Origin of the sequence: Pandoraea pnomenusa (genome assembly GCF_040391475.1) — a bacterium.
GTDB classification, from domain to species: Bacteria; Pseudomonadota; Gammaproteobacteria; order Burkholderiales; family Burkholderiaceae; genus Pandoraea; species Pandoraea pnomenusa_C.
The window spans coordinates 1-19,997 of sequence record NZ_JBEBXS010000015.1; the positions used below are offsets into that span (position 1 = coordinate 1).

The following is a 19,997-nucleotide window of genomic DNA, read 5'->3' on the forward strand; positions in this document are numbered from 1 at the left end:
TTCCTCTTCCTCTTCCTCTTCCTCTTCCTCTTCCTCTTCCTCTTCCTCTTCCTCGCCGTAAGAATGCGTTGAATAGGGGTTTGCGATCTCAATTTCCTTTAGTATTTCGAGCTTTTCCAACTGATACTGATTTTGTAATTCCTGATGTAGGAATTCAGAAGTGAGCCTGATACTTGTCTTTTCACCGACCACATTCAGGCGATGATTTTCATGAAGATAAATGACCAATTCTTCGAGGCTGCTCTCGAGCTTCTCCCTTGAGTTGCCGAAAATTCGAATATCGTCAACATATCGAACGTGATCCAATCCCATGCTAATGATGAGTTGGTCCACGTCAATCATCACCGCTTCAGCGAGTACGACCGAAGGAGCAGGGCCAATCGGGATACCCTGGGAAGCCTTGTTGTTCAAGCGAGTGATGAAGTGCTCCAGTTGGAGCCCTGCTTTTGCATCCCCTGTTGCTGACTCTATGGCATTGCCGACTCGATGCAGGTAAATCTGGTTGTAAAAGTCTGCAATGTCTGTCGATAGGACGAAGCGGTATTCTTGCGACAGCTGCTCACATCTGGCGCGGTAAAGGTCAAATCCGGAGCCTTCGGAGAAGAAACTCGAATAGTTCAGATTTATGCGGTACGAACACGCCACCTCAGGCCCCATACGTGCGTCCGAAATGTGATCGGTGACAGCATGTGTTAGAGCGATATAAACAATTGCATCAAGTGGCTCGAGCTGATGAACAACTCTATAGCCTCCCCGTGCCTTTGGCCAAGCAATGGCGCGAGGAAGACCCGCAAAAAGTTCGTTTGACTGCGCCTTCAGTAGGTACGCTTTAACCTCGTCCCAAAAGTACCAGATTGCGCCATACTCGAACGGCTTGGGGTAAAAATCCGTATCGTAGAACGAGGTTATGTGGGCTTTAGCGAAGTCGAGAGATTCGTCAGTCAGCATGATTCAATATGAAAGTTGGCGTGCAAATCTGTAGCTCCACTAAACTTCCCTCACCTTTCGACTGTAGTTTTCGTCGCATGGCGTCGCTGCGTAGGACTTGACGAGATTTCTCTTCCAGCTCTTCAAAGAACCTATCATCTCCAGGATAGTGAGTTGAAAGCACATTCGAAATCAGTTCATCACGGAAGTCATACCACCCCTAACTAGCGTGGAGCGAAGAGCAACAATTGCCTGCTACACAGCAGAGCGATTTTAGCCTCGACTGTGATTGTCCCCCAGGTCAATGAAAACGGCTCTCGGTCACCGTGTAGCCGGCGCTCCGCGCGCTGCGCGTGCCGACTGGCACGCGAGAAGACAGCAACTAAAGATCGGAAAGACTGGAAAACTGGCGGTTGACAGAGGCATTTTGTCTTCGGCTTCCGGGGGGCTGATGTCATTCGAACGACTCAGTCAACGCTCGGCTGAACGCCCCATAATGGCCGAATGCCGAGCGGGACAGCCGTCCGAGACCGGCATGGCAGGAGGCGCTGGAGCAGCGTCCGGTTCCGGCCGACTGATCTTAGCCGCAGACCAAGTCCAAAAACCGGTCGCTCGTTGCCTTAATTCTGCCTATCGAGAGTGCATCCTTGCGGGCGTGAGGCACGGCCCAGTACTTTGCCTCGTTCCACCCATGCTCGCGCGGGCCACCCTTAACGTTCTTCTGCGTGATAAAACCCCACAGCCAGAGGTCGTCCCATACCAGCAGATCGTGATCGCGGTAACCAAGCTGGTCGTGAAGATATCCATTGATGCCAGTGATAGTCGCCGCCGGAGCTTCCGGAAGACGCAGCGCTAGCGACTGGAACACGGCGGCAATCACTTTGTCCACAGGAAGGCGCAGGTTGTCCCCTGCGAGAACTCTCGTGTCCCGCCAGAACCTATTCTTCAGGCGTGGCTCAAGCTCAATGTACGCGAGATTCTTGACAAACAGGGCGGCAGTCTTTGGGCCCCACCCGTCCTGCCGACGAAGACCATCGATGAGTTCAAACTTACCATTTTCCGTGACGAAACTGCGAAAAGCCGTGAAGCTGCTGTGCGCGCCGACCGAGGTGATCCTCTTAAAAAACTTGCAGATAGGGTCGAGCTTTGGTTGCGATTGAGTCTGCAATACCTTGTGCATCAACAATATCGCTCGCTCTTCGACTCGGGATGGCGATAGTGCCTCGGCAATGAAACCATGCTGCACGTCAAGATTGATGTTGTGATAGCAGCGCAGGAACGCAAATAGGTCCGAAATTGGCTTTGGACGTTGAGGCATTTATCTTTCGTGAGGTGGAGGGGTGTATCACACTCGAGTGCGACGGCGACTCCCTGCGTCATTCGGATTTTTCTACAGCAGGGAGCGCGTGCGCACGACTCGAACATGTCGAGACGACCAGCGTCGAACAGCGGGAAGGTCGCACACTCAAGGCAGCTTTCGACCCTAAGCAGACTGCCCCCGTCGCTCTGGAGCGGACATTCAACGCAGCTCATCTAGGGGGCAACTAGCTCTGCAAGCTTGGCCGCGACATTTTCCATCGAATCTTCTGCTGTATTCAGGCCGCTTCTTGAGCCAAGCAAAGGACTGACTTCGCGGAGAGCTTCATACGTTGTGTCGTGTACGATAGGAACGAGCAGATCACGCGCCAGGAGAGCCGAAAGCTCTTTGTCGGCGATACCCTCTCCTGCAACGCGACGCAATAGAGCAGGCGTTACCAGCACGATCCCGACTCGCGACTTCGCCAGTCCCTTATCGATTTCGCGCAGCAAAGAAGACCCCAGGAGGACATCCTTCTCGCTGAACCAAACTGAGACACCGAGCGACTCGAGCAGATCATGAAGCTCCTTGGCGGCCCCTTTCCGGTCATCCCACGCATGGCAAAGAAACACGTCCCGAAGGTCGGACAGGGGCATTCGCTTCTCTACGTTCTCGCGCACTGGCGTGAGCGTCCGCACCTCGGCAGGCGTGTATACCACTGACGACCCGGCCCGCGACCAGCGTGGCCTTGCACTACTACTGCCGCCACCGGCACTGCTCCGGCTGCCACCGCCACTCCCCGACGACGGGTACGATGGGGAGTAGGGCGAGGATGAATATGAGTATGATCGATAGCCGCCATAGCGACTACTACATGCGGGGCAGGCTGCTGCCCCGCTCGCCGAGCGATGGCCTTGTACCGGTGCCGTGCATCTCGCCATTTCGTAACTCCTCCTTTTGTAATCGCCTTTTCAAGTAGAAGGCTAAGGAGCCGTTGGCATTAAGTACCGCCAGCTCATTCCAGCCCTAACGCCAAGCGCAACGTAGTTAAGCGGCTCGCCTTGGTAGATCCGTGTCGCTAGCTTGTTAGGTATCGCTAGTCCAATCAATGACTGTGACCATGCTGCATCCCAGCCTAGTGATGGTACCCCTGGCACACGAGGGGCAGAGGCACACTACGGGGGCAATCGAAGGGATTGGAGGAACGGGAGGGAGCGATGGCAAAGGAAGTTGCCCCCTTGCACCTCGCATGAACGCTACAACTCCACCTCTGTGGTCTAGAAATAGGCCATGACCGAATACACCGAGCTGTTGTCCGCGATGCCCATAAACATTCGCGCCACTCACAACACCGGCATGAACGCTACTGAGATGATATATGCCACTTCCACGAAGCCAAGCAACAACTCGGCGGGACCGATCATATATTGGTTCCAAGGATACGCACCCCCGAAAAATTCTTATCAACCGCCAGAATTAAGCCGCATCACGAAGTGCCGTTATTTTCCATAATTTGTTAGCACTCGAATGCATATAGTATATCCCACTCAAAAAAGTCGGCTTTCAGCACTTACCCGAAAGCAGGCTTAGGGTCGACATCGCTCCTTCACGAGCCGTGCGAAGCAGAATCATCGCGTAGGTTCAACCTTCACCCCCCGACGATTTCGCATATAACGTTCGGTAGTCGCGATATTTGTATGCCCGAGTTGCTTCTGCGCCGCTCGTATATCGCCAACATCATCGGCCTTGTCCGTTCCCGCCTTTGCCCTCAAGTCGCGGAATTGAAACTTCTTTGGATCAGGAAACCCGGCAGCCAATCGGGCTTCCACAAACATAGATTGGATTGACTTAAGCCCAACCCGCCGACCACGCTCGTTCACCACCAGAAGGAAGCTGCGCGGATTATGGAAAATTTTCTGCTTAGCAATTCGATCTAGCGTTTCCTTGAGCCTCCCCGTTACGCGAATTCGAAGCTTAGCGTTGGTCTTTCCCTGTTGGATTAATAAACAGCCATCCGATATATCACGCTCACTCATCTTGAGGACGTCCGACGGACGTTGACCGGTTAGATACGCAAAATCCATCGCGTCGCGTAGCGGCTGACGAGTGCGCTTATAGATGAGAAGATATTCATCGTCCTCGATGTACACATCTCGTGGACGTTCGCGGTACCCCTTGATGCCGGCGCATGGATTCGGTTGATCCGTATAGCCCCACTCCCGTGCCTTGTTCCAGATGTGCGAGAACAGGGCCTTCTCTCGGTTCGCTCGCACCTGCCCCTCCGTACCTTTAACCACCTTTCCTTCGGCCCGTAGGGCATCCACCGTGCTTCGCACACGCCAATCCAGATACTGACGGACGTTGATCGGCTTGATCTCGTCAAGTGGCGCTGGCGGGTCGTCGAAGAAGGCGTAGAGCTTCGCGAGCATTAACCGGTCTCCCTCTCGGGTACTTAGCGCTTTCGTCGGTAGCACCTCGCGAACATATCGCTCCGACACATAGCGGAACGTAATCATTTTCCGGTGAATCGGTTTCACATCTGCTTCCAGCTCCGTCCACTTTCGCACCGCCTGCACGAAATCCGGACCTAGTGGAACCTCTCGGCGAGGCACACCACCGGCATCGTAGTAGTAGAAAATTCGGCCGCTTCTCTGCGTTCTCGCCCGCATTCCCTTCGGCAGGTTCAGATTCACGCTCGGCTTACGTCCCATGATCGCCCTCCAATACACGAGGGTTCCATCCGGGCTTCCTCACATCCAAAGCATCGCCTCGCCCCTCGACCGCAACTCTCGTCACGATGGGCCGTCCGCCTGCATTCAGGAAGAACGGGACGCCCATGCGACGCAGCATCTCGGCCTGCTTGGTCTTGACCTGCCTACCGGTCAAGTACACAACCTCTTCTCGGGTTAAAAAGGTCTCCATACTCATTTCTCCCGCGTTGCTGTCCAGAAGCGTTCAAACTCCCGAGCAAATACTTCAACACTTCGTCAGCAACAACACCGGCCACAGCCAGGGTCGTCGCTTCGGGTGTCCATCTGAGCACTAATCCGTTCTTAGCTACTCTGAACGGTCCGCCCCGGTTCATTCTCGTTAAGTGTTACGGATATAAATTTAGGGCGCGCTTCGCGCGCCCCCCGCCGTCCTCGCCCCTGCGGGCGGCGGCGGTCGCACGAAGCTTCTGCCTCAAAGCGATCCGCTTCACTTCGCCGCCTAGTCCCAAAAGTCGGTTTCCAGAACAGGTTGGTGAACTCAATGGCGCAGCTTCGGCCAACGTCCGTAGTGCTACCCGCTGCTCGGTCGCGCGAGTCGCGCTGAGTCGCGCGGCTACGGCCCGGACGTTGCAGATACGCCCCTGCGAACCCCTGGCTCCGACAACGGCGCCGACACTCCCGACGCTAGACGCCCGTCTTCGTTTCATTGGGAGAGTGTGTATACACTCGCCACTCGCGACGAATTTGACGCCACCGAGAATACGGAGCCGAACAAGGACACGGCGAAGGCTCCTGAATAGAACGCGCCGGACAAAAGCCGCCGGGCAAGCTGAGTGATAACTGTTGAAACATCGCAACCTCCAATTTCCGTCACAACTATTCAGCGGTGACGGCGAAAGAAATCTGGCGGGGGGGCCGGATGTGGAAAGCGAAGACCGCTCGTCAATTTGAAGACACGTCACGAAGCGGACAAAGTCACTCGGCGGATTTGCCTGAAACTTAGGGACTCGCGTTAGTTGCGTAGGCGTGCAACGCTACAATGTGCGAAACCAAGTGACCATCCATTGACTGCGTAAGGGCGAATTCCGCAAGGTATTCGCCTTTGGTCGTTTCATAGGGACCCTAAGCAACATGACTCGGCCGACGACGGGTTGATCGCCTTCGCTCGTCGATTGTTCGCGCACGCATTGTGCGGTGCGTGTGTCGCATGGACGGCCGGTCCTGTTCGAGACACCCTCCAGTCGCGTGACATGGATGAAGATGATCTTTTGTTCGCTGCTAATACGCCTCCGGTTACGCGCATGCGGTGCCAATGGATGCCGAGCCACTTACGCCTATAAATTAGGCGTGCCTAAAGTATAGGTTTCCATGTCTGGAACGTATTTGGGGATATTCCGATATGCGTGAGCGCATCCGCGAACTCATTCAGCATGTCGCCGACGCCGACCGATGTTGGCGGGAGATGGAGAACTTCACGGGCATTCCGTCGAAGCGGTGGCAGAACGTATCCCGAGGTCTTCAGCGCCCGACATCCGAGATGATCGAGGCGATTGGTCAAGTCTGGCCCCAGTTCGCTTTCTGGTTGGTCACCGGGCGTACCGACGAAGCCAGTGGACATATCTCGCCCGCACTGGAGCAAGCCGCTCGCGCCGCAAACAAGATCCGGAAAGCCGGGTAGCCAAGGCGACGCTCTCCTTTGTAAGACAGCTATGTCCAGAATAGGCACCAATCACTATGGGGTCTTGGCAAAGCGCTGACCCCACGTCCCCCCTCGCTCTCGCCCATCAACGGCCCGGCGGCTCCAAGAAGAGTCTCCGCTCAAGTCGCCGCACCCCACCCAGACATCAAAAGTGAACACGTCTCTCGCGACGTGAGGCAAGAAGCCACGGCGACACCACGACGAACTCAAATGGGGGCGTGAGCGGGGTTCTTCGCGAGACTCAGATCGTCATCCAATCGTTGAGTCAGATCGAGAACTTCGTCTGCGAGGTCTCCCATTTGCTCGAAGTACGCGTTTGCGAATTCGTGCGGGATGGATTCGGTGTTTTCTTGGTTTGCCGCGACCATGCAGAGTGCTACGAGGCGTTCGGACAGACTGTGCAGCTTGTCGAGAGAGTCACGAACGACAGGGGAAGTCGATACAGGGGATGTCATGCGGTGTCCTCTTGCTAACCGTTTGAATCCCGCTCACATGTCCACTTAGTGGAGGGTGGGCGGGCATTGGACTAGGTTTGCAGACCGCAATGAACATGGCTCAACGGCACACCTTACGGTGTCCCGATCCAAGCCCACCCATAAGGAAGACGTACAGGGTCATGCACACGATAGCCGCAAACATCGCGGCCGTGTGCCCGTGAACTCATTGTCGGGCTGCAAATCCCGGTCACGTTTGGGGCGTGACGACTAGAGAATATTGGGCCGGGAACGGCATGACAACGCCTGAAAGGCCGAACTGTACAGCACCGCATGTTATTCGGACTCGTCCTTAGAGAACACTTGGGAATGATCTGACGAAACGCGTGATGATCGAACCCGAGCGACGTTTGACGACGCGATTCCCGATACTTCGCCCCTCCCTCCAACCGTCGGACATACGTAACTTGATGCCGATGTCCGAACAGCCCAACAGCACGGACAGGTTGACGCCCCCTTCCAACTTCGGTCGCACTGCCTGTGCTACACTTACAAAATGAGCATCACGCGCTTGATTTTCAAATATAAATCAATGACTTACATAAACAAGTGCGGCATAACGGAGAGCGCAATGAATCTGAAAGACAAACTGACATCCTCGCTCCGCAAGCGACGAGCGGACGTCTTTTTGCGCGCCGACTTCGCGACATTGGGAAGCGAGGCACAACTCAGCCGTGCGTTACGGGAGCTTGTTGACGCGGGAACGATAGTCAAGCTGGGAGTCGGGGTGTACGCCAAGGCAAAACCCAGCGCCCTGTCAGGCAAACCAATCCCCGTGCGTCCGGTCGAAGTCCTCGCGCAGCAGGTCTTCAGGCGGCTCGGAGTGAAGACGTATCCGAGTCGATTAGTCGCTGCTTACAACGCAGGCACCACCACGCAGTTGCCCGCAAACGTTGTCATCAATACCGGTAACCGCCGAATTGCCCGCAAACTTGGGTTCGGCCGGCAATTCATTCAGTATGAGAACAATTTCGAAAGCGCAACTTGAACTTATCGACGCGTTAGTCGCGGAAGAAGATCTCGGCGGCATCTCTGCTGCAATCCTCGAGAAAGACATTCACGTCACTGATACGCTGCGCGCTCTGGCATCGCTGCAGCATAAGAACACCCGGTTGGTGTTCTGCGGCGGCACTAGCCTTTCGAAGGCACATCGTCTTATCCATCGAATGTCCGAAGACATCGACCTGAAGGTCGTGCTCGCACAGGACCACGCCCTCTCCCAGAAACAACTGAAGACGCATCTCTCAGCGCTTAAGCAGCAGGTCGTTGCCTGCATGAAAGGGTTAGGTTTTGCCGAAATCCCAGGCGAGACCGCTGCGCGAAATGCGAACAGGTACTTCGCGAGCGGCTGGTTGTACAAAGAGCAGTACGCTACTAACACCAGCCTACGCCCCCACCTGAAACTTGAGTTCACGACTCGAACGCCTAACTTCGCCATGTCCGAGCAGTCCCTCGGATATCTCGCCTACCAGTTGGCGAACAGAGACGCATCTGAGTTCACGATGTCGTGCGTAGCTGTGGAAGAAACGCTAGCAGAAAAGGTACTTTCGTTCCTCCGTCGATTTGCCGAGCATCGCGCTGGCAAGCGAAACGATTGGGACGATGCGTTGGTCCGCCATATCTACGACGTGTGGTGTATCGTCAGAGTGGATCAAACCGCTGTTGACAGAGCGGCAAAGCACTTTAATGACCTGGTCGCCTTTGACCAACGCGAATTCACTCGTCACGCCGAATTTTGCACCAATCCTTCCAAATGCCTGAGTCAGGCATTGCACGTCGTTAGTCACGATCAGCAAACCATCGACGAATATGGTGCGAAGCTAATCCCGTTGATCTACGGCAGTGACAGACCATCTTTTTACGAAGCATTTACCACATTTCAGAGCGCAGCACAAACATTGCTAGGCACGCCACCCAAAAAAATTTTTATCCAACCCCATGCCTAAAAGCATAAAGACCGCCATCTACAAGACCGACCTTTTCAAACCGCAAAATAACAGTGGTTATTCCCTCGACACGTTCTATCATTACTCAGATGATCTGACGGAATATTCTCCTGACGCGCTAGAGCGCGCGTTAGATGATTTACTAAAATGCGGCCACTTGAGGAAAGAGGACGGAAAACCCTATTATTGGTCGACGCGCAGCGGAAGAATTGCCTGTCAAATTCATTTTTCGCAAATTGGCGTTTTATCAAAGCCGCTAGAAAAACAGAAGTCTTACGCTCTACATGATCTAATTTTGGCCGCTCTTGCTAGCAATAGCGTTTCCCCCTTCTCCGGCAGCGATTCCATTTCCCTTGAGGCTTTATCGATATATTTTCATGAATTTTCAGATAAAGAACTCAACGAAACAAAACTAGAATTGGAAATCGATGGATTAGCGAGCGAGGATAATTTTAGTTTCAAAAAAGCAATTCAAATTACCGGCAGAGGACTTCATGCCTACAAAACCGACATTCGCAAGAGGCTCAACCTCGGCCCCAATGAAGGGATACTTAGGTTGGTCGAAGCCCCCCAAAATGACGCTCGATTCGACAGACTAGGTTTTGATAAGGATTTACAGAGAAATCTAGAGCATCGCTGGTTCGAAATGGAGGCCTGCGCCCATGGGGAGGCTTATCTCGCCGCCACAATAATGCTTGGCAGCATTTTGGAAGGTGCTTTGTTGGCAAAAATAAAGGAGAACATTGGAGTCGCAATGTCGTCCGCAAAATCTCCGAAGAATAGGGCAGGAACAACCAAGTCACTAGACGAGTGGACTCTTTCAGACCTAATAGTGGTCTCTACCGATTTAGGTTTCGTTCCCAAGAGTGTGGAAAAGCACTCGCACGAACTTCGTGACACAAGAAATTTTGTTCATCCAAGAAAGCAAGTCAGCGAGCGAATCATTGTCGATGAATCGCTGTATCGCATATCCAGAGAGGTCGCAGAAACGGTGATCGACGCACTTTCATCCTGAGCAGCAAGCGCACTTAACCATCACCACAAGCAACCATGGACACGGTGCCCCAGAAGGCGCCATACCTGCGTCCGCCACGGTCGTACGAACATCCGCGTCGTCCACCGCGTCACTTCGCGTCAAACTTCGGGCCATAGTGAACGGCAGGCCCGGCTCCCGCATGTCCCGTTCACACTTCGCCGGGGCCAAACGGATATCCATGGGCACTTGTTCGACTCACAAGATATTGTGTTGTGCCAACAAGATCCGGGGCTTTCAGTCTTGCGCCCCATCCAAGCCGTGCTCCGCAACCCGTTTTCCACCCCCAGTAAACACGCGGGTTTCCGGCGTTTCACTCTTCCCCGTTTTCGAAGCAAAACCTCCCCTAACCCCTTCCCCCACAACGATTTCCCAGTAAGACTTGAAAACCAGCGAAGGGGTAACCCTTCCGTGAGTTCGAATCTCACCGCCTCCGCCAGGATTCTTTGCCTACCGCGATCGTCGCCGCTGTCCCACGTTAGCGATACCCGCGACACATGCCATCCGTCACCAGTGATAGCGAATACCAACCGTTCCCGTAGTTGCCGTCCGGCGGTTGCTGCCGCCGCCGACCGACCAGCGGTAGCTCGCCTGCCCGTAAAAGCTCAGTCGCTGATTCACTCGTGCGGTAACGCCGCCACCGACCTCAAGTGCGGTGTCGCCATAGCGAGTGTCAACAGTAGGCGATGACTGCCCGAAGCGCGCACTGTCCGTCCCAGAGAAGGTCTGCCAAAGATTGATTCGCGCGTAGGGTTGCCACAGCGTTCCACGCTCATCCTGCCTCGTGTATTGCAGTCGAGCCCCCAGGCGCGCGGCCCAGGCCGCCCCCGTACGCCAATCCACACTCGAATACTGGTCGCGCGCGCCGTCCACCGACACCCCCTGGTAGACGATCTGCGCTTGCGGCTCGATCAGCCAATCATTGCCCTCGCCAAAATGCACCGGATAACCCGCCTCGAGCGACGCCGCGTATCCCGTCGCATGGGTCGACATTCCGGCGCCATAGAGCGACGTTGCCTTCGCGTCGTACCAACTTCCCTGCATCACCGCGTCGAGATACCAGCCGCTCGGCCCGAAATGCGTCCAGTAGCCCCCGACCGAAGGCCCGTTCATCTGTAATTTGCCCACCGTCAGGTCTTGCATTCCCAGCGCAAAGCCACGCACCGACGGTGAGTCGTAGTCGGAGTAGGCCACATACACGCCGGCGTGGTCCCTGTGGCCGCTTTCCGTGGTCCGCCGGAAAATGTCGAAGCCCGTCTGGAATCCGATCAGATTCCCTGTCGCACTCGCATCAACCGTCCCGCCCCATTGGTTGCGCACACGCTCCCCGAACACCCGTCCCCAGACGCCGTTCGCATAGGCACGCGGCGCTGTCACGCCACGCAGATTCTCCTCGTCGCCGACACGCTCATGGAGGGTTCCCAACGTCGATAGTCCCATCTGTCGTGCGACATCAGGGATCGGCGCGTAAAGCGCCACTTCCGGGCGATAGAGCGGGACGCCTGCACTTCCCGGCGTCGCAGGGTCTGCCGGTGCATCGATAAGCTGAGACCGGAGGAACCAGTCGTTCGGGTCCGTGCTGCCGCCGCGAAAGAGCTGGTACTCATACGCACCAGCAGCGACGCGCTGACCGAGCGTGAAGGCGCCGGTCGCCGTCGTGCCGCCACCACTCACCTGCACCAGCCGAATGCCATCCGCGACGGTTTGTGCACCCGCACCACCAACGTTGTTGACGTACACGGATGTCGTGCCACTGGCCCGTCCGCCATTGATCACCAGCAAGTTGGTCGGCGAGTTGTCGGCGCCAAGATAGGTGTTGAAACCGATGCGGCTGCCGGCATTGCCCGTGTAGTTGCCAACCGTCAGCGTGCTGTAGCCTGCCGGCCGGGCGACGAACTGGATCAGGCCGGCATTGGTCACCGTTTGCGTGGCGTTCGAATCTCCGGTGACGTTCCAGACACTGAGGGAATCGATCGCGACGTTGCTGGCGTTGCGCGCCAGCCCCGTCCAGACACTGCTCTGGGTTAAGGCCACGTCTGCCGTGTTGCCCGCGTCGGCCAGCAGGTCACCCGTCCATTGCGACGCACTCAGGGTGGCGCTGGCCGTGTTTCCCGGCCCGATCAGCGCGAGGTTGCCGGTCCAATTGCTGTTGCCGAGGTTATACGTGAGTGTCGACGGGTCGACGACGATGTCGCCGGCGAGCGACGGGATGCCGGCAATGTTCAGCGTCAGATGGCTCGGCGTGCCCGTCGCGTCCTCTGTCGCTTGTGCCAGCAAGCGTCGACCGTTGACGATGGCCGGAGTGATCACGGTGCCGCCGCTGATCGACACAGCACCGGTCCCGCCTTCGGCCAGCACGATCACGCCGTTAGCGGCGCTCAGGCTGCCGCCAATCAACGACAACGTGCTCGGCACACTACCGGCAACGTAGAGCGCCGCCGATCCGACCCCACTCACCGCGACCGTGCTGCCGGAAGCGGAGAGCGCACCGCCATTGATGGCGGCGAGACCATGCGCAGCGTTGCCGGTGGTGGAAATGGCAGTGCGGGTCAGGTTGACAGTGCCGCTCACGCCCTGCGCAGCTGCGCCGTAGGCGCTTTGTCCTTGCGTGGCGACTGTGGCGTCCGTGGCCGCGATCGTGCCGCCCGTCATCGCGTGCAAACCCACGGCGTTCGTGTTCGTGGTGGCGACCGAGGTGCCGGATAACGTGATACTGCTGCCGATGTCCGTTGCCCGAGCGCCATCGGCGCCGCCCACTGTGGCGGTGTCGACGCCGTTGGTCGTGATGGTGCCGCCAATGATCGCGGCTGACGCACCCTGGCTGACGTTGATGCCGATGGCACCGTCGCCGTTCGTGGTGATGTTCGCCCTCTCGGCCTGCAGTCGAGTCCCTGCCCCTACGACGTCCACACCGTTTGCCTGCAAGCCGATCTCCGAATCCGGAAATTGCAGGACTGGCGGGCTACTTCCGGCCACCTTGAACCCGGTAGTGATCTCGGTGTCCGTCACGGTGACCGTACCCGCGCCAGTCACCTGCACGCCGGCACTGGAAGGACCGGACGTGCGAACTATGGTGTCGGACAGAGAGACCGCGCTGCTCGCGCCACTTGCCACTGCGCCGGGGGAATTGGGTTGATAGGTAAAAACGCCGTAGCCCGAGAAGTCAATCCTGCCGCCCGCGTCGGCCCACAGGCCAGGACTGTTTGCCCCGTAGGTTGCCGACGTTGCGCCATTGCCAACCTGAATGCTGCTGCCAACGCCCACGGCGAGCATGCCGGGCGAGTTCGCGATGACGGTGGCGCCGTAGTAGTCCCCTGACGCGATGGCCCCACCATTGACGATGATCTGGCCTCCCCCGGCGGCGGACAGCCCGGCACTGCCGTTGCCGAGGATGTTCACGTAGGTGTTGTTCAGGGTCAGGCTGCTGCCTGCCCCCGAAGCAACGGCGCCCGGGGCATTGTCCCCGAAGCTGAACGTACTCAAGTCGTTTAGGGTGATTGTCCCTCCGGCATCCACGAAGACGGCTGAAGCGCCCACGCCCCAAGTCGTGACACCGATCCGGGTCAGCTGGATCGACCCGCCACTGGCCGCGTAGGCGCCGTGGGCGTTGTCGAGCGATGTGCTCACCTCACCATCGGTCAATGAGACCTGACTGCCTGCGCCTGCCGCGCCTATGCCGTAAGCACCGACATCGTTCGTGTAGACGGACGTATAGCTGCCGGTGATCACGCCCCCGCCGTCGGCGTACAGACCGTGGCCGCCCGTGCCATAGGTAGTGATCGAACTGCCGTCCAGCGAGGTTCCGGTCAGGTTAATCGTCCCGCCGCCGGTGGCATGCATGCCGTATCCGCTACCGTTTGCCGTCAAGCTGACGGAAACGCCGCTATAGGTTCCGGTACCCGAAGCCTCGACCACGGGCGCAGGCCCCGCGCTTTCTCGCGCGGTAGCTGCCGCATCGGAGCAACTGCCGGACGCGACGCTGAGCGCCGCCGGCGCGGCAGCGCATTGCGCGAACACCTGCGTCGACGGCAGCAACGCCGAAACTGCGGTAGTTAAAACGGCCCGATGGCGAACCAGGGAAGTCAATAACCCTTTCTTCCGCAAGCCGCCGCCCCGTGAACTGGGGCTGGAAACGGCAAATGACGTCTTCACGCGGTGAGCACGCAATCGTGTGGACTCCTCTTTCGGGATTTGATCGAACTGAAAACTGCCGCAGGACAGTCCCAGATAAAACTTGTAAGTACTTATATATTTGCAACGATATCAAATATCATTGGTATCCAGAATGAATTCACGACGATGGCGCGATAAATAATCACGAATATCGCAGGCGCATGGTCGATTAAATCCAAAAGCATTCAAACACACGCGAACTCGGTTTGGCGGCACAAACCATAGCCACGCCTGGTTAATGCCCCCCCGCCAAACAGCTCATCAATCCAGATGCTTGCCCATCAGCTCCTCGAACCATTCGAGAAACACCGTCAGTCGCCGTGAGCGCTGACGGCGATGGGGATATAAAAGCGACACGGGCATCGGGGCCGCGCGGTAATCGGGCATGACTTCCACCAGCTCGCCTGAATCAAGCAGGTATTGCACGTCGAACCGAGGAATCTGGATCAGGCCGAGACCGGCGCGACAACAAGCGATATACCCTTCCGCGTTATTCGTCACCACCTGGCTCGGCACGTCGACCGATTGCTCACGCCCATCCTCGCCCAGATACGCCCAGGGCATCTCGCGTCCTGTCGTCGGTGAGGCATACCCCACCGCCCAGTGTCCTGCGGACAGATCGTCCGGGCGTTCCGGCTCGCCAAACGCCTTGAGATAGTCGGGACTCGCGCAATTGATCAAGGTGATCGTGCCCAGCGAACGCACGACCAGACTGCTGTCGCGCAACGTGCCGAAACGCACCGCGCAGTCCACCCCCTCCTGCACAAGATCGACCGCCCGATCGCTCGACCTCAGCAGCAGCCGCAATCGCGGATGTCGTCGCAGCAACGCCGGTAACGCCGGCGCGATCCACCGGCGCGCAATACGGCTGGGGACATCAATCTGAAGCTGCCCGGAGACCTGACGCTGACTCGCGTGAAACATCAGGTCGATCTCTTCCACGTCTGCCAGCAACGTCCGAACCCGTTCGAGCAATTGCTCGCCATCGGCAGTCAAACTGACCTGGCGCGTGGTGCGATGGAGCAGGCGCACGCCCACCTGCGCCTCAAGTTGCTGGACGGCGGCGGACACCGAGGCACGCGGCACTTCCAGCGCATGCGCCGCCTTGATGAAGCTCCCCATCTCCGCCACCTTCACGAAAATCCGGTACTGGTCGACTCTGTCCATGTCCGCCTGTTCTGTCGTTGTTCAATGGGCCGGCACTCGCCTCGCTTCGACATTACCCGGAAATGCCGCCGTCGTGGCGGACGACGGCTTGCGCTTACCGGCAGCGCACCCGAGCGCCGATTCGGACGCCCGAGCGCGTACCGCAACGCTCATTTCGTCGTGTAGCCACCGTTGATCAGAATCGTCTGACCGGTAATCCACCACCCGTCGCTCACCAGGTGACGAATGAACGGCACCACGTCCTCGATGTCGGTCAGTCCCGTCTTGCTGAACGGTGACAGCGCGGCAGCCGTCTTGTGATACTCAACGGCATCTGCGCCCTCCGCCGGATAAAAGAACGGGGTGTCCATCGGGCCCGGGCCGACCGCCGTGACCGAAATGCCGCGCGCGCCAAACTCCTTGGCCGCCGCGCGGGTGAAGTGCTCGACCGGCGCCTTCGTGCCCGCATAGGACGCGTAGAACGGCGTGAACGCCCCGAGCAACGACGTCACCAACGTCACGATCTTGCCGTTGTCGTTGACATGCTTGCCCGCTTCCTTCAAGAAGAAAAACGCCGTCTTCGCATTGACGGCACTCATCTCGTCATATTCGGCTTCACTGATCTCCACGAGCGGCTTCTTCAACACCTTGCCAACCGTATTGATCGCGATATCGGGGCGTCCGATGGCGTCGACGGTGTCCGAGAACAGCTTTTCAACCGCCGCTGCGCCAGTCAGATCCGCCTGAAACGCGACGGCCTTGGTGCCTAACGCCTCGAGGGCTGCTACCGTGGCATCGGCAGCGGCTTTGCTGGCGGCACTGTTGTAGTGGATCGCAATCGCCCTGGCACCCTGCCGCGCCAGATCACGCGCAATGAGTCCGCCGAGATTCTTGGCGCCGCCAGCGATCACTACGACCTTGCCTTTAATGGAGTGGTCTGCCATGAAGTGCTCCTTTCTGAACGAGGGAGCCTCCAATGTAGACACGACACGCTTTCGCATAAACGACCGAAATCTGGATAGATAATCCAGGGAATCGTGCTAATTCCGTTCACATCGTCTCCGCTCAACGTGACGAACGGACAATCAGACACCTGCATCGGCGCGACTCGCGAGGCACTCGCACCGTCCACGAATTGCTTAGAATCGTGACATTCGCCGTTCATCGATGCCCTGGAGAGCACCCCACATGACCGTCAGCATCCTGCGCGTTGGCTCACCGGCGCTGCGCGAGATCGCCGTGGAAGTCACGGACCTTGCCGACCCCGTCGTCGTGCAAGAAGCCGCCGCACTCGGCGAGGCCATTCGGGCCTTCCGGGCGGAACACGGCTTCGGCCGCGCCATCGCCGCCCCGCAGATCAGCATCGCCAAACGCATGATCGGACTCGCCATGCCGGGATGGCCCGAAGTGATCGTCAATCCGGAAATCGTCTGGACCAGCGACGAACGCATGACGCTTTGGGATGACTGCATGTGCTTCCCCGAAATGCTGGTACGCGTGGAACGCCATGCCTCCATCTCCGTGCGCTTTACCGACATGACGGGCAAGCCTCATCTCAAGGAAGCCCTCGGGCGCGCGGAATCCGAGCTGATGCAGCACGAAATCGACCACCTCGACGGAAAATTGTCGTTCGATCGCGCCGTCGGCGAAAACGCGTTCGTTCATCGCAGCGTTTTTGAAACGAATCGCCCGGCATTTGCCCGCGAAGTCGATTACTTCCCTCAGCCCTGAGACGTTCACGCCCCGTCACTACGACGGCGCCACCGGCCCTTGCCCGACACGGCCATCGCCGCCGTTCCCCGCCGAATTGGCGTCGGCTTGTCGCGCCAACTCTTATATAAGACATAAGACATTTGACCTTGCCTGCCATAGGGACTAAAATCGGGGGCAAAAGCAGTACTGGAAAAAGCCTTGGAGGTCTAACCCCCTCCCCCGAAACGCACCACCAGCAGGTCTTCTCATGCTCGAAAACTATCGTGCTCACGTGGCCGCCCGCGCCGCGCTTGGTATTCCTCCCCTGCCGCTGACGGCGCAGCAGACCGCTGAACTGGTCGAGCTGTTGACCAATCCGCCCGCCGGCGAAGCACAAACGCTGGTCGACCTCATCACCAACCGCGTCCCCGCCGGTGTGGATGAAGCCGCCCGTGTGAAGGCCGGTTTCCTGGCCGCCGTTGCCAAGGGTGAAACCGCCTGCGCCCTGATCTCGCGCGCCCGTGCGACCGAACTGCTCGGCACGATGCTGGGTGGTTACAACATCCAGCCGCTCATCGAACTGCTCGGCGACGCCGAAGTCGGCGCCGTCGCTGCCGACGCGCTGAAGAAAACCCTGCTGATGTTCGATCAGTTCCATGACGTCAAGGAACTGGCCGACAAGGGCAACGCCAACGCACAAGCCGTGCTCAAGAGCTGGGCCGACGCCGAATGGTTCACGAGCCGTCCGGAAGTGCCGGAAAGCCTGACCATCACGGTCTTCAAGGTCACGGGCGAAACCAACACCGACGACCTGTCGCCGGCGCCGGACGCCACGACCCGCCCGGACATCCCGATGCACGCCCTGGCGATGCTCAAGAACGCTCGCCCGGGTATCACCCCGGAAGAAGACGGCAAGCGCGGCCCGATCAAGTTCATCGAATCGCTCAAGGAAAAGGGTCACCTCGTCGCCTACGTGGGCGACGTCGTCGGCACGGGCTCCTCGCGCAAGTCGGCCACCAACTCGGTGCTGTGGTTCACGGGCGAAGACATCCCGTTCATCCCGAACAAGCGCTTCGGCGGCGTGTGCCTGGGCAGCAAGATTGCTCCGATCTTCTACAACACGATGGAAGACGCCGGCGCCCTGCCGATCGAACTCGATGTCTCGAAGATGGAAATGGGCGACGTGGTCGAACTGCGTCCGTACGAAGGCAAGGCCATCAAGAACGGCGAAGTGATCGCCGAGTTCCAGGTCAAGTCCGACGTGCTGTTCGACGAAGTGCGCGCCGGCGGCCGCATTCCGCTGATCATCGGCCGCGGCCTGACCGCCAAGGCGCGTGAAGCGCTGGGCCTGGCCCCGACCGATCTGTTCCGCCTGCCGATGGACCCGCCGGATACCGGCAAGGGCTTCTCGCTGGCGCAGAAGATGGTCGGCCGCGCCTGTGGCCTGCCGGAAGGCCAGGGCATGCGCCCGGGCACCTACTGCGAACCGAAGATGACCTCGGTCGGCTCGCAGGACACCACCGGCCCGATGACCCGCGACGAGCTGAAGGACCTGGCCTGCCTGGGCTTCTCGGCCGACCTGGTGATGCAGTCGTTCTGCCACACCGCCGCCTACCCGAAGCCCGTGGACGTCAAGACGCACCACACGCTGCCCGAATTCATCAGCACCCGCGGCGGCGTCTCGCTGCGTCCGGGCGACGGCGTGATCCACTCGTGGCTCAACCGCATGCTGCTGCCCGACACCGTGGGCACCGGCGGCGACTCGCACACGCGTTTCCCGATCGGCATCAGCTTCCCGGCAGGCTCGGGTCTGGTCGCCTTCGCGGCCGCCACCGGCACGATGCCGCTGGACATGCCGGAATCGGTGCTCGTGCGCTTCAAGGGCAAGATGCAGCCGGGCGTCACGCTGCGTGACCTCGTCAACGCCATCCCGCTGTATGCCATCAAGCAAGACATGCTGACGGTCGCCAAGCAAGGCAAGAAGAACATCTTCTCGGGCCGTATCCTCGAAATCGAAGGCCTGCCCGATCTGAAGGTCGAGCAAGCGTTCGAACTGTCGGACGCCTCGGCAGAACGTTCGGCCGCCGGTTGCACGGTGCACCTGAACAAGGAACCGATCATCGAATACCTGAACAGCAACGTTACGCTGCTCAAGTGGATGATCGCCCAGGGCTACCAGGACCCGCGCAGCCTCCAACGCCGTATCACGGCCATGGAACAGTGGCTGGCCGATCCGAAGCTGCTCTCGCCGGATGCCGACGCCGAATACGCTGCCGTCATCGAAATCGATCTGGCCGACATCCATGAGCCGATCGTCGCCTGCCCGAACGACCCGGACGACGTGAAGACGCTGTCCGACGTTGCCGGCGCCACCATCGACGAAGTGTTCATCGGTTCGTGCATGACCAACATCGGTCACTTCCGTGCCGCGTCGAAGCTGCTCGAAGGCAAGCGAGACATTCCGGTCAAGCTGTGGGTTGCCCCGCCGACCAAGATGGACCAGAAGCAACTGACGGAAGAAGGTCACTACGGCGTGTTCGGCACGGCCGGTGCCCGTACGGAAATGCCGGGTTGCTCGCTGTGCATGGGTAACCAGGCACAAGTGCGCGAAGGCGCCACGGTCATGTCGACGTCGACCCGTAACTTCCCGAACCGTCTGGGCAAGAACACGAACGTGTACCTTGGCTCGGCCGAACTGGCAGCGATCTGCTCGCGTCTGGGCAAGATCCCGACCAAGGAAGAGTACATGGCCGACATGGGTGTGCTCGCCAGCAATGGCGACAAGATCTACAAGTACATGAACTTCGACCAGATCGAAGACTTCAAGGAAGTCGCCGACACGGTGCAGATGTAAGTGTGCAGTGGGCTGACGGCGCGAG

The 19,997-nt window shown here is 58.4% G+C and carries 16 protein-coding genes; 6 read left to right on the forward strand and 10 right to left on the reverse strand.

Annotation, left to right across the window (positions count from 1 at the left end):
* The 6 genes from ABWO90_RS16520 to ABWO90_RS16540 all read right to left on the reverse strand — a co-directional run.
* Positions 1-948: RNA-directed DNA polymerase (locus ABWO90_RS16520; RefSeq protein ID WP_353192314.1), on the reverse strand; the 948-nt coding region annotated here is incomplete at its 3' end.
* Positions 949-1,507: 559 nt separating this feature from the next.
* Positions 1,508-2,245, reverse strand: coding sequence for a hypothetical protein (locus ABWO90_RS16525; RefSeq protein ID WP_353192315.1), 738 nt, complete (start codon positions 2,243-2,245; stop codon positions 1,508-1,510).
* Between the two features lie 215 nt (positions 2,246-2,460).
* Entirely contained in the window at positions 2,461-2,880 is a 420-nt protein-coding gene (locus ABWO90_RS16530; protein WP_353192316.1) for a toll/interleukin-1 receptor domain-containing protein, read from the reverse strand.
* 430 nt (positions 2,881-3,310) lie between these two features.
* Positions 3,311-3,691, reverse strand: coding sequence for a 4-fold beta flower protein (locus ABWO90_RS25055; RefSeq protein WP_502922639.1), 381 nt, complete (start codon positions 3,689-3,691; stop codon positions 3,311-3,313).
* 161 nt (positions 3,692-3,852) lie between these two features.
* On the reverse strand, positions 3,853-4,935 hold the full coding sequence (locus ABWO90_RS16535; protein WP_353192317.1) for a tyrosine-type recombinase/integrase: 1,083 nt from the start codon (positions 4,933-4,935) through the stop codon (positions 3,853-3,855).
* On the reverse strand, positions 4,925-5,152 hold the full coding sequence (locus ABWO90_RS16540) for a DUF4224 domain-containing protein (RefSeq protein WP_353192318.1): 228 nt from the start codon (positions 5,150-5,152) through the stop codon (positions 4,925-4,927). The genes ABWO90_RS16535 and ABWO90_RS16540 overlap by 11 nt, the downstream gene beginning before the upstream one ends.
* Positions 5,153-6,334: 1,182 nt before the next feature.
* Here ABWO90_RS16540 and ABWO90_RS16545 point away from each other — a divergent pair.
* Positions 6,335-6,613, forward strand: a complete 279-nt coding sequence (locus ABWO90_RS16545; protein ID WP_353192319.1) for a hypothetical protein — start codon at positions 6,335-6,337, stop codon at positions 6,611-6,613.
* Between the two features lie 227 nt (positions 6,614-6,840).
* On the opposite strand, the gene ABWO90_RS16550 is transcribed toward ABWO90_RS16545, so the two are convergent.
* On the reverse strand, positions 6,841-7,089 hold the full coding sequence (locus ABWO90_RS16550; protein WP_353192320.1) for a hypothetical protein: 249 nt from the start codon (positions 7,087-7,089) through the stop codon (positions 6,841-6,843).
* A gap of 610 nt (positions 7,090-7,699) precedes the next feature.
* On the opposite strand from ABWO90_RS16550, the gene ABWO90_RS16555 reads away from it, so the two are divergent.
* From ABWO90_RS16555 to ABWO90_RS16565, 3 genes are read left to right on the forward strand one after another with little or no spacing between them, the layout of a single operon-like run.
* A complete protein-coding gene (locus ABWO90_RS16555; RefSeq protein ID WP_353192321.1) occupies positions 7,700-8,116 on the forward strand; it encodes a DUF6088 family protein in 417 nt (138 codons plus the stop codon).
* Positions 8,088-9,074 (forward strand): nucleotidyl transferase AbiEii/AbiGii toxin family protein, encoded by a 987-nt coding sequence (locus tag ABWO90_RS16560; RefSeq protein ID WP_353192322.1) that lies wholly within the window; start codon positions 8,088-8,090, stop codon positions 9,072-9,074. The genes ABWO90_RS16555 and ABWO90_RS16560 overlap by 29 nt, the downstream gene beginning before the upstream one ends.
* A complete protein-coding gene (locus ABWO90_RS16565; RefSeq protein ID WP_353192323.1) occupies positions 9,067-10,089 on the forward strand; it encodes a hypothetical protein in 1,023 nt (340 codons plus the stop codon). The genes ABWO90_RS16560 and ABWO90_RS16565 overlap by 8 nt, the downstream gene beginning before the upstream one ends.
* A gap of 525 nt (positions 10,090-10,614) precedes the next feature.
* On the opposite strand, the gene ABWO90_RS16570 is transcribed toward ABWO90_RS16565, so the two are convergent.
* From ABWO90_RS16570 to ABWO90_RS16580, 3 genes are all read right to left on the reverse strand, one after another.
* Entirely contained in the window at positions 10,615-13,947 is a 3,333-nt protein-coding gene (locus ABWO90_RS16570; RefSeq protein WP_353192324.1) for an autotransporter outer membrane beta-barrel domain-containing protein, read from the reverse strand.
* 594 nt (positions 13,948-14,541) lie between these two features.
* Positions 14,542-15,447, reverse strand: coding sequence for a LysR family transcriptional regulator (locus ABWO90_RS16575; protein ID WP_353192325.1), 906 nt, complete (start codon positions 15,445-15,447; stop codon positions 14,542-14,544).
* A gap of 149 nt (positions 15,448-15,596) precedes the next feature.
* The gene (locus ABWO90_RS16580; RefSeq protein ID WP_353192326.1) at positions 15,597-16,370 is read right to left on the reverse strand and encodes an SDR family oxidoreductase; all 774 of its coding nucleotides are present in this window, start codon (positions 16,368-16,370) and stop codon (positions 15,597-15,599) included.
* Positions 16,371-16,614: 244 nt separating this feature from the next.
* Here ABWO90_RS16580 and ABWO90_RS16585 point away from each other — a divergent pair, with 244 nt between their 5' ends.
* On the forward strand, positions 16,615-17,157 hold the full coding sequence (locus tag ABWO90_RS16585) for a peptide deformylase (protein WP_353192327.1): 543 nt from the start codon (positions 16,615-16,617) through the stop codon (positions 17,155-17,157).
* A 229-nt stretch (positions 17,158-17,386) separates the two neighbouring features.
* On the forward strand, positions 17,387-19,972 hold the full coding sequence (gene acnB, locus ABWO90_RS16590; RefSeq protein WP_353192328.1) for a bifunctional aconitate hydratase 2/2-methylisocitrate dehydratase: 2,586 nt from the start codon (positions 17,387-17,389) through the stop codon (positions 19,970-19,972).
* Positions 19,973-19,997: the final 25 nt, after the last annotated feature.

Bases quoted from the DNA above. Each gene is read 5' to 3' on its own strand.
- ABWO90_RS16525 (WP_353192315.1), bottom strand. From the start codon at position 2,245: ATGCCTCAACGTCCAAAGCCAATTTCGGACCTATTTGCGTTCCTGCGC.
- ABWO90_RS16530 (WP_353192316.1), bottom strand. From the start codon at position 2,880: ATGCCCCTGTCCGACCTTCGGGACGTGTTTCTTTGCCATGCGTGGGAT.
- ABWO90_RS16535 (WP_353192317.1), bottom strand. From the start codon at position 4,935: ATGGGACGTAAGCCGAGCGTGAATCTGAACCTGCCGAAGGGAATGCGG.
- ABWO90_RS16540 (WP_353192318.1), bottom strand. From the start codon at position 5,152: ATGAGTATGGAGACCTTTTTAACCCGAGAAGAGGTTGTGTACTTGACC.
- ABWO90_RS16545 (WP_353192319.1), top strand. From the start codon at position 6,335: ATGCGTGAGCGCATCCGCGAACTCATTCAGCATGTCGCCGACGCCGAC.
- ABWO90_RS16550 (WP_353192320.1), bottom strand. From the start codon at position 7,089: ATGACATCCCCTGTATCGACTTCCCCTGTCGTTCGTGACTCTCTCGAC.
- ABWO90_RS16555 (WP_353192321.1), top strand. From the start codon at position 7,700: ATGAATCTGAAAGACAAACTGACATCCTCGCTCCGCAAGCGACGAGCG.
- ABWO90_RS16560 (WP_353192322.1), top strand. From the start codon at position 8,088: ATGAGAACAATTTCGAAAGCGCAACTTGAACTTATCGACGCGTTAGTC.
- ABWO90_RS16565 (WP_353192323.1), top strand. From the start codon at position 9,067: ATGCCTAAAAGCATAAAGACCGCCATCTACAAGACCGACCTTTTCAAA.
- ABWO90_RS16570 (WP_353192324.1), bottom strand. From the start codon at position 13,947: ATGCATGCCACCGGCGGCGGGACGATTAACCTGACCGGAACCTCGCTG.
- ABWO90_RS16575 (WP_353192325.1), bottom strand. From the start codon at position 15,447: ATGGACAGAGTCGACCAGTACCGGATTTTCGTGAAGGTGGCGGAGATG.
- ABWO90_RS16580 (WP_353192326.1), bottom strand. From the start codon at position 16,370: ATGGCAGACCACTCCATTAAAGGCAAGGTCGTAGTGATCGCTGGCGGC.
- ABWO90_RS16585 (WP_353192327.1), top strand. From the start codon at position 16,615: ATGACCGTCAGCATCCTGCGCGTTGGCTCACCGGCGCTGCGCGAGATC.
- acnB (WP_353192328.1), top strand. From the start codon at position 17,387: ATGCTCGAAAACTATCGTGCTCACGTGGCCGCCCGCGCCGCGCTTGGT.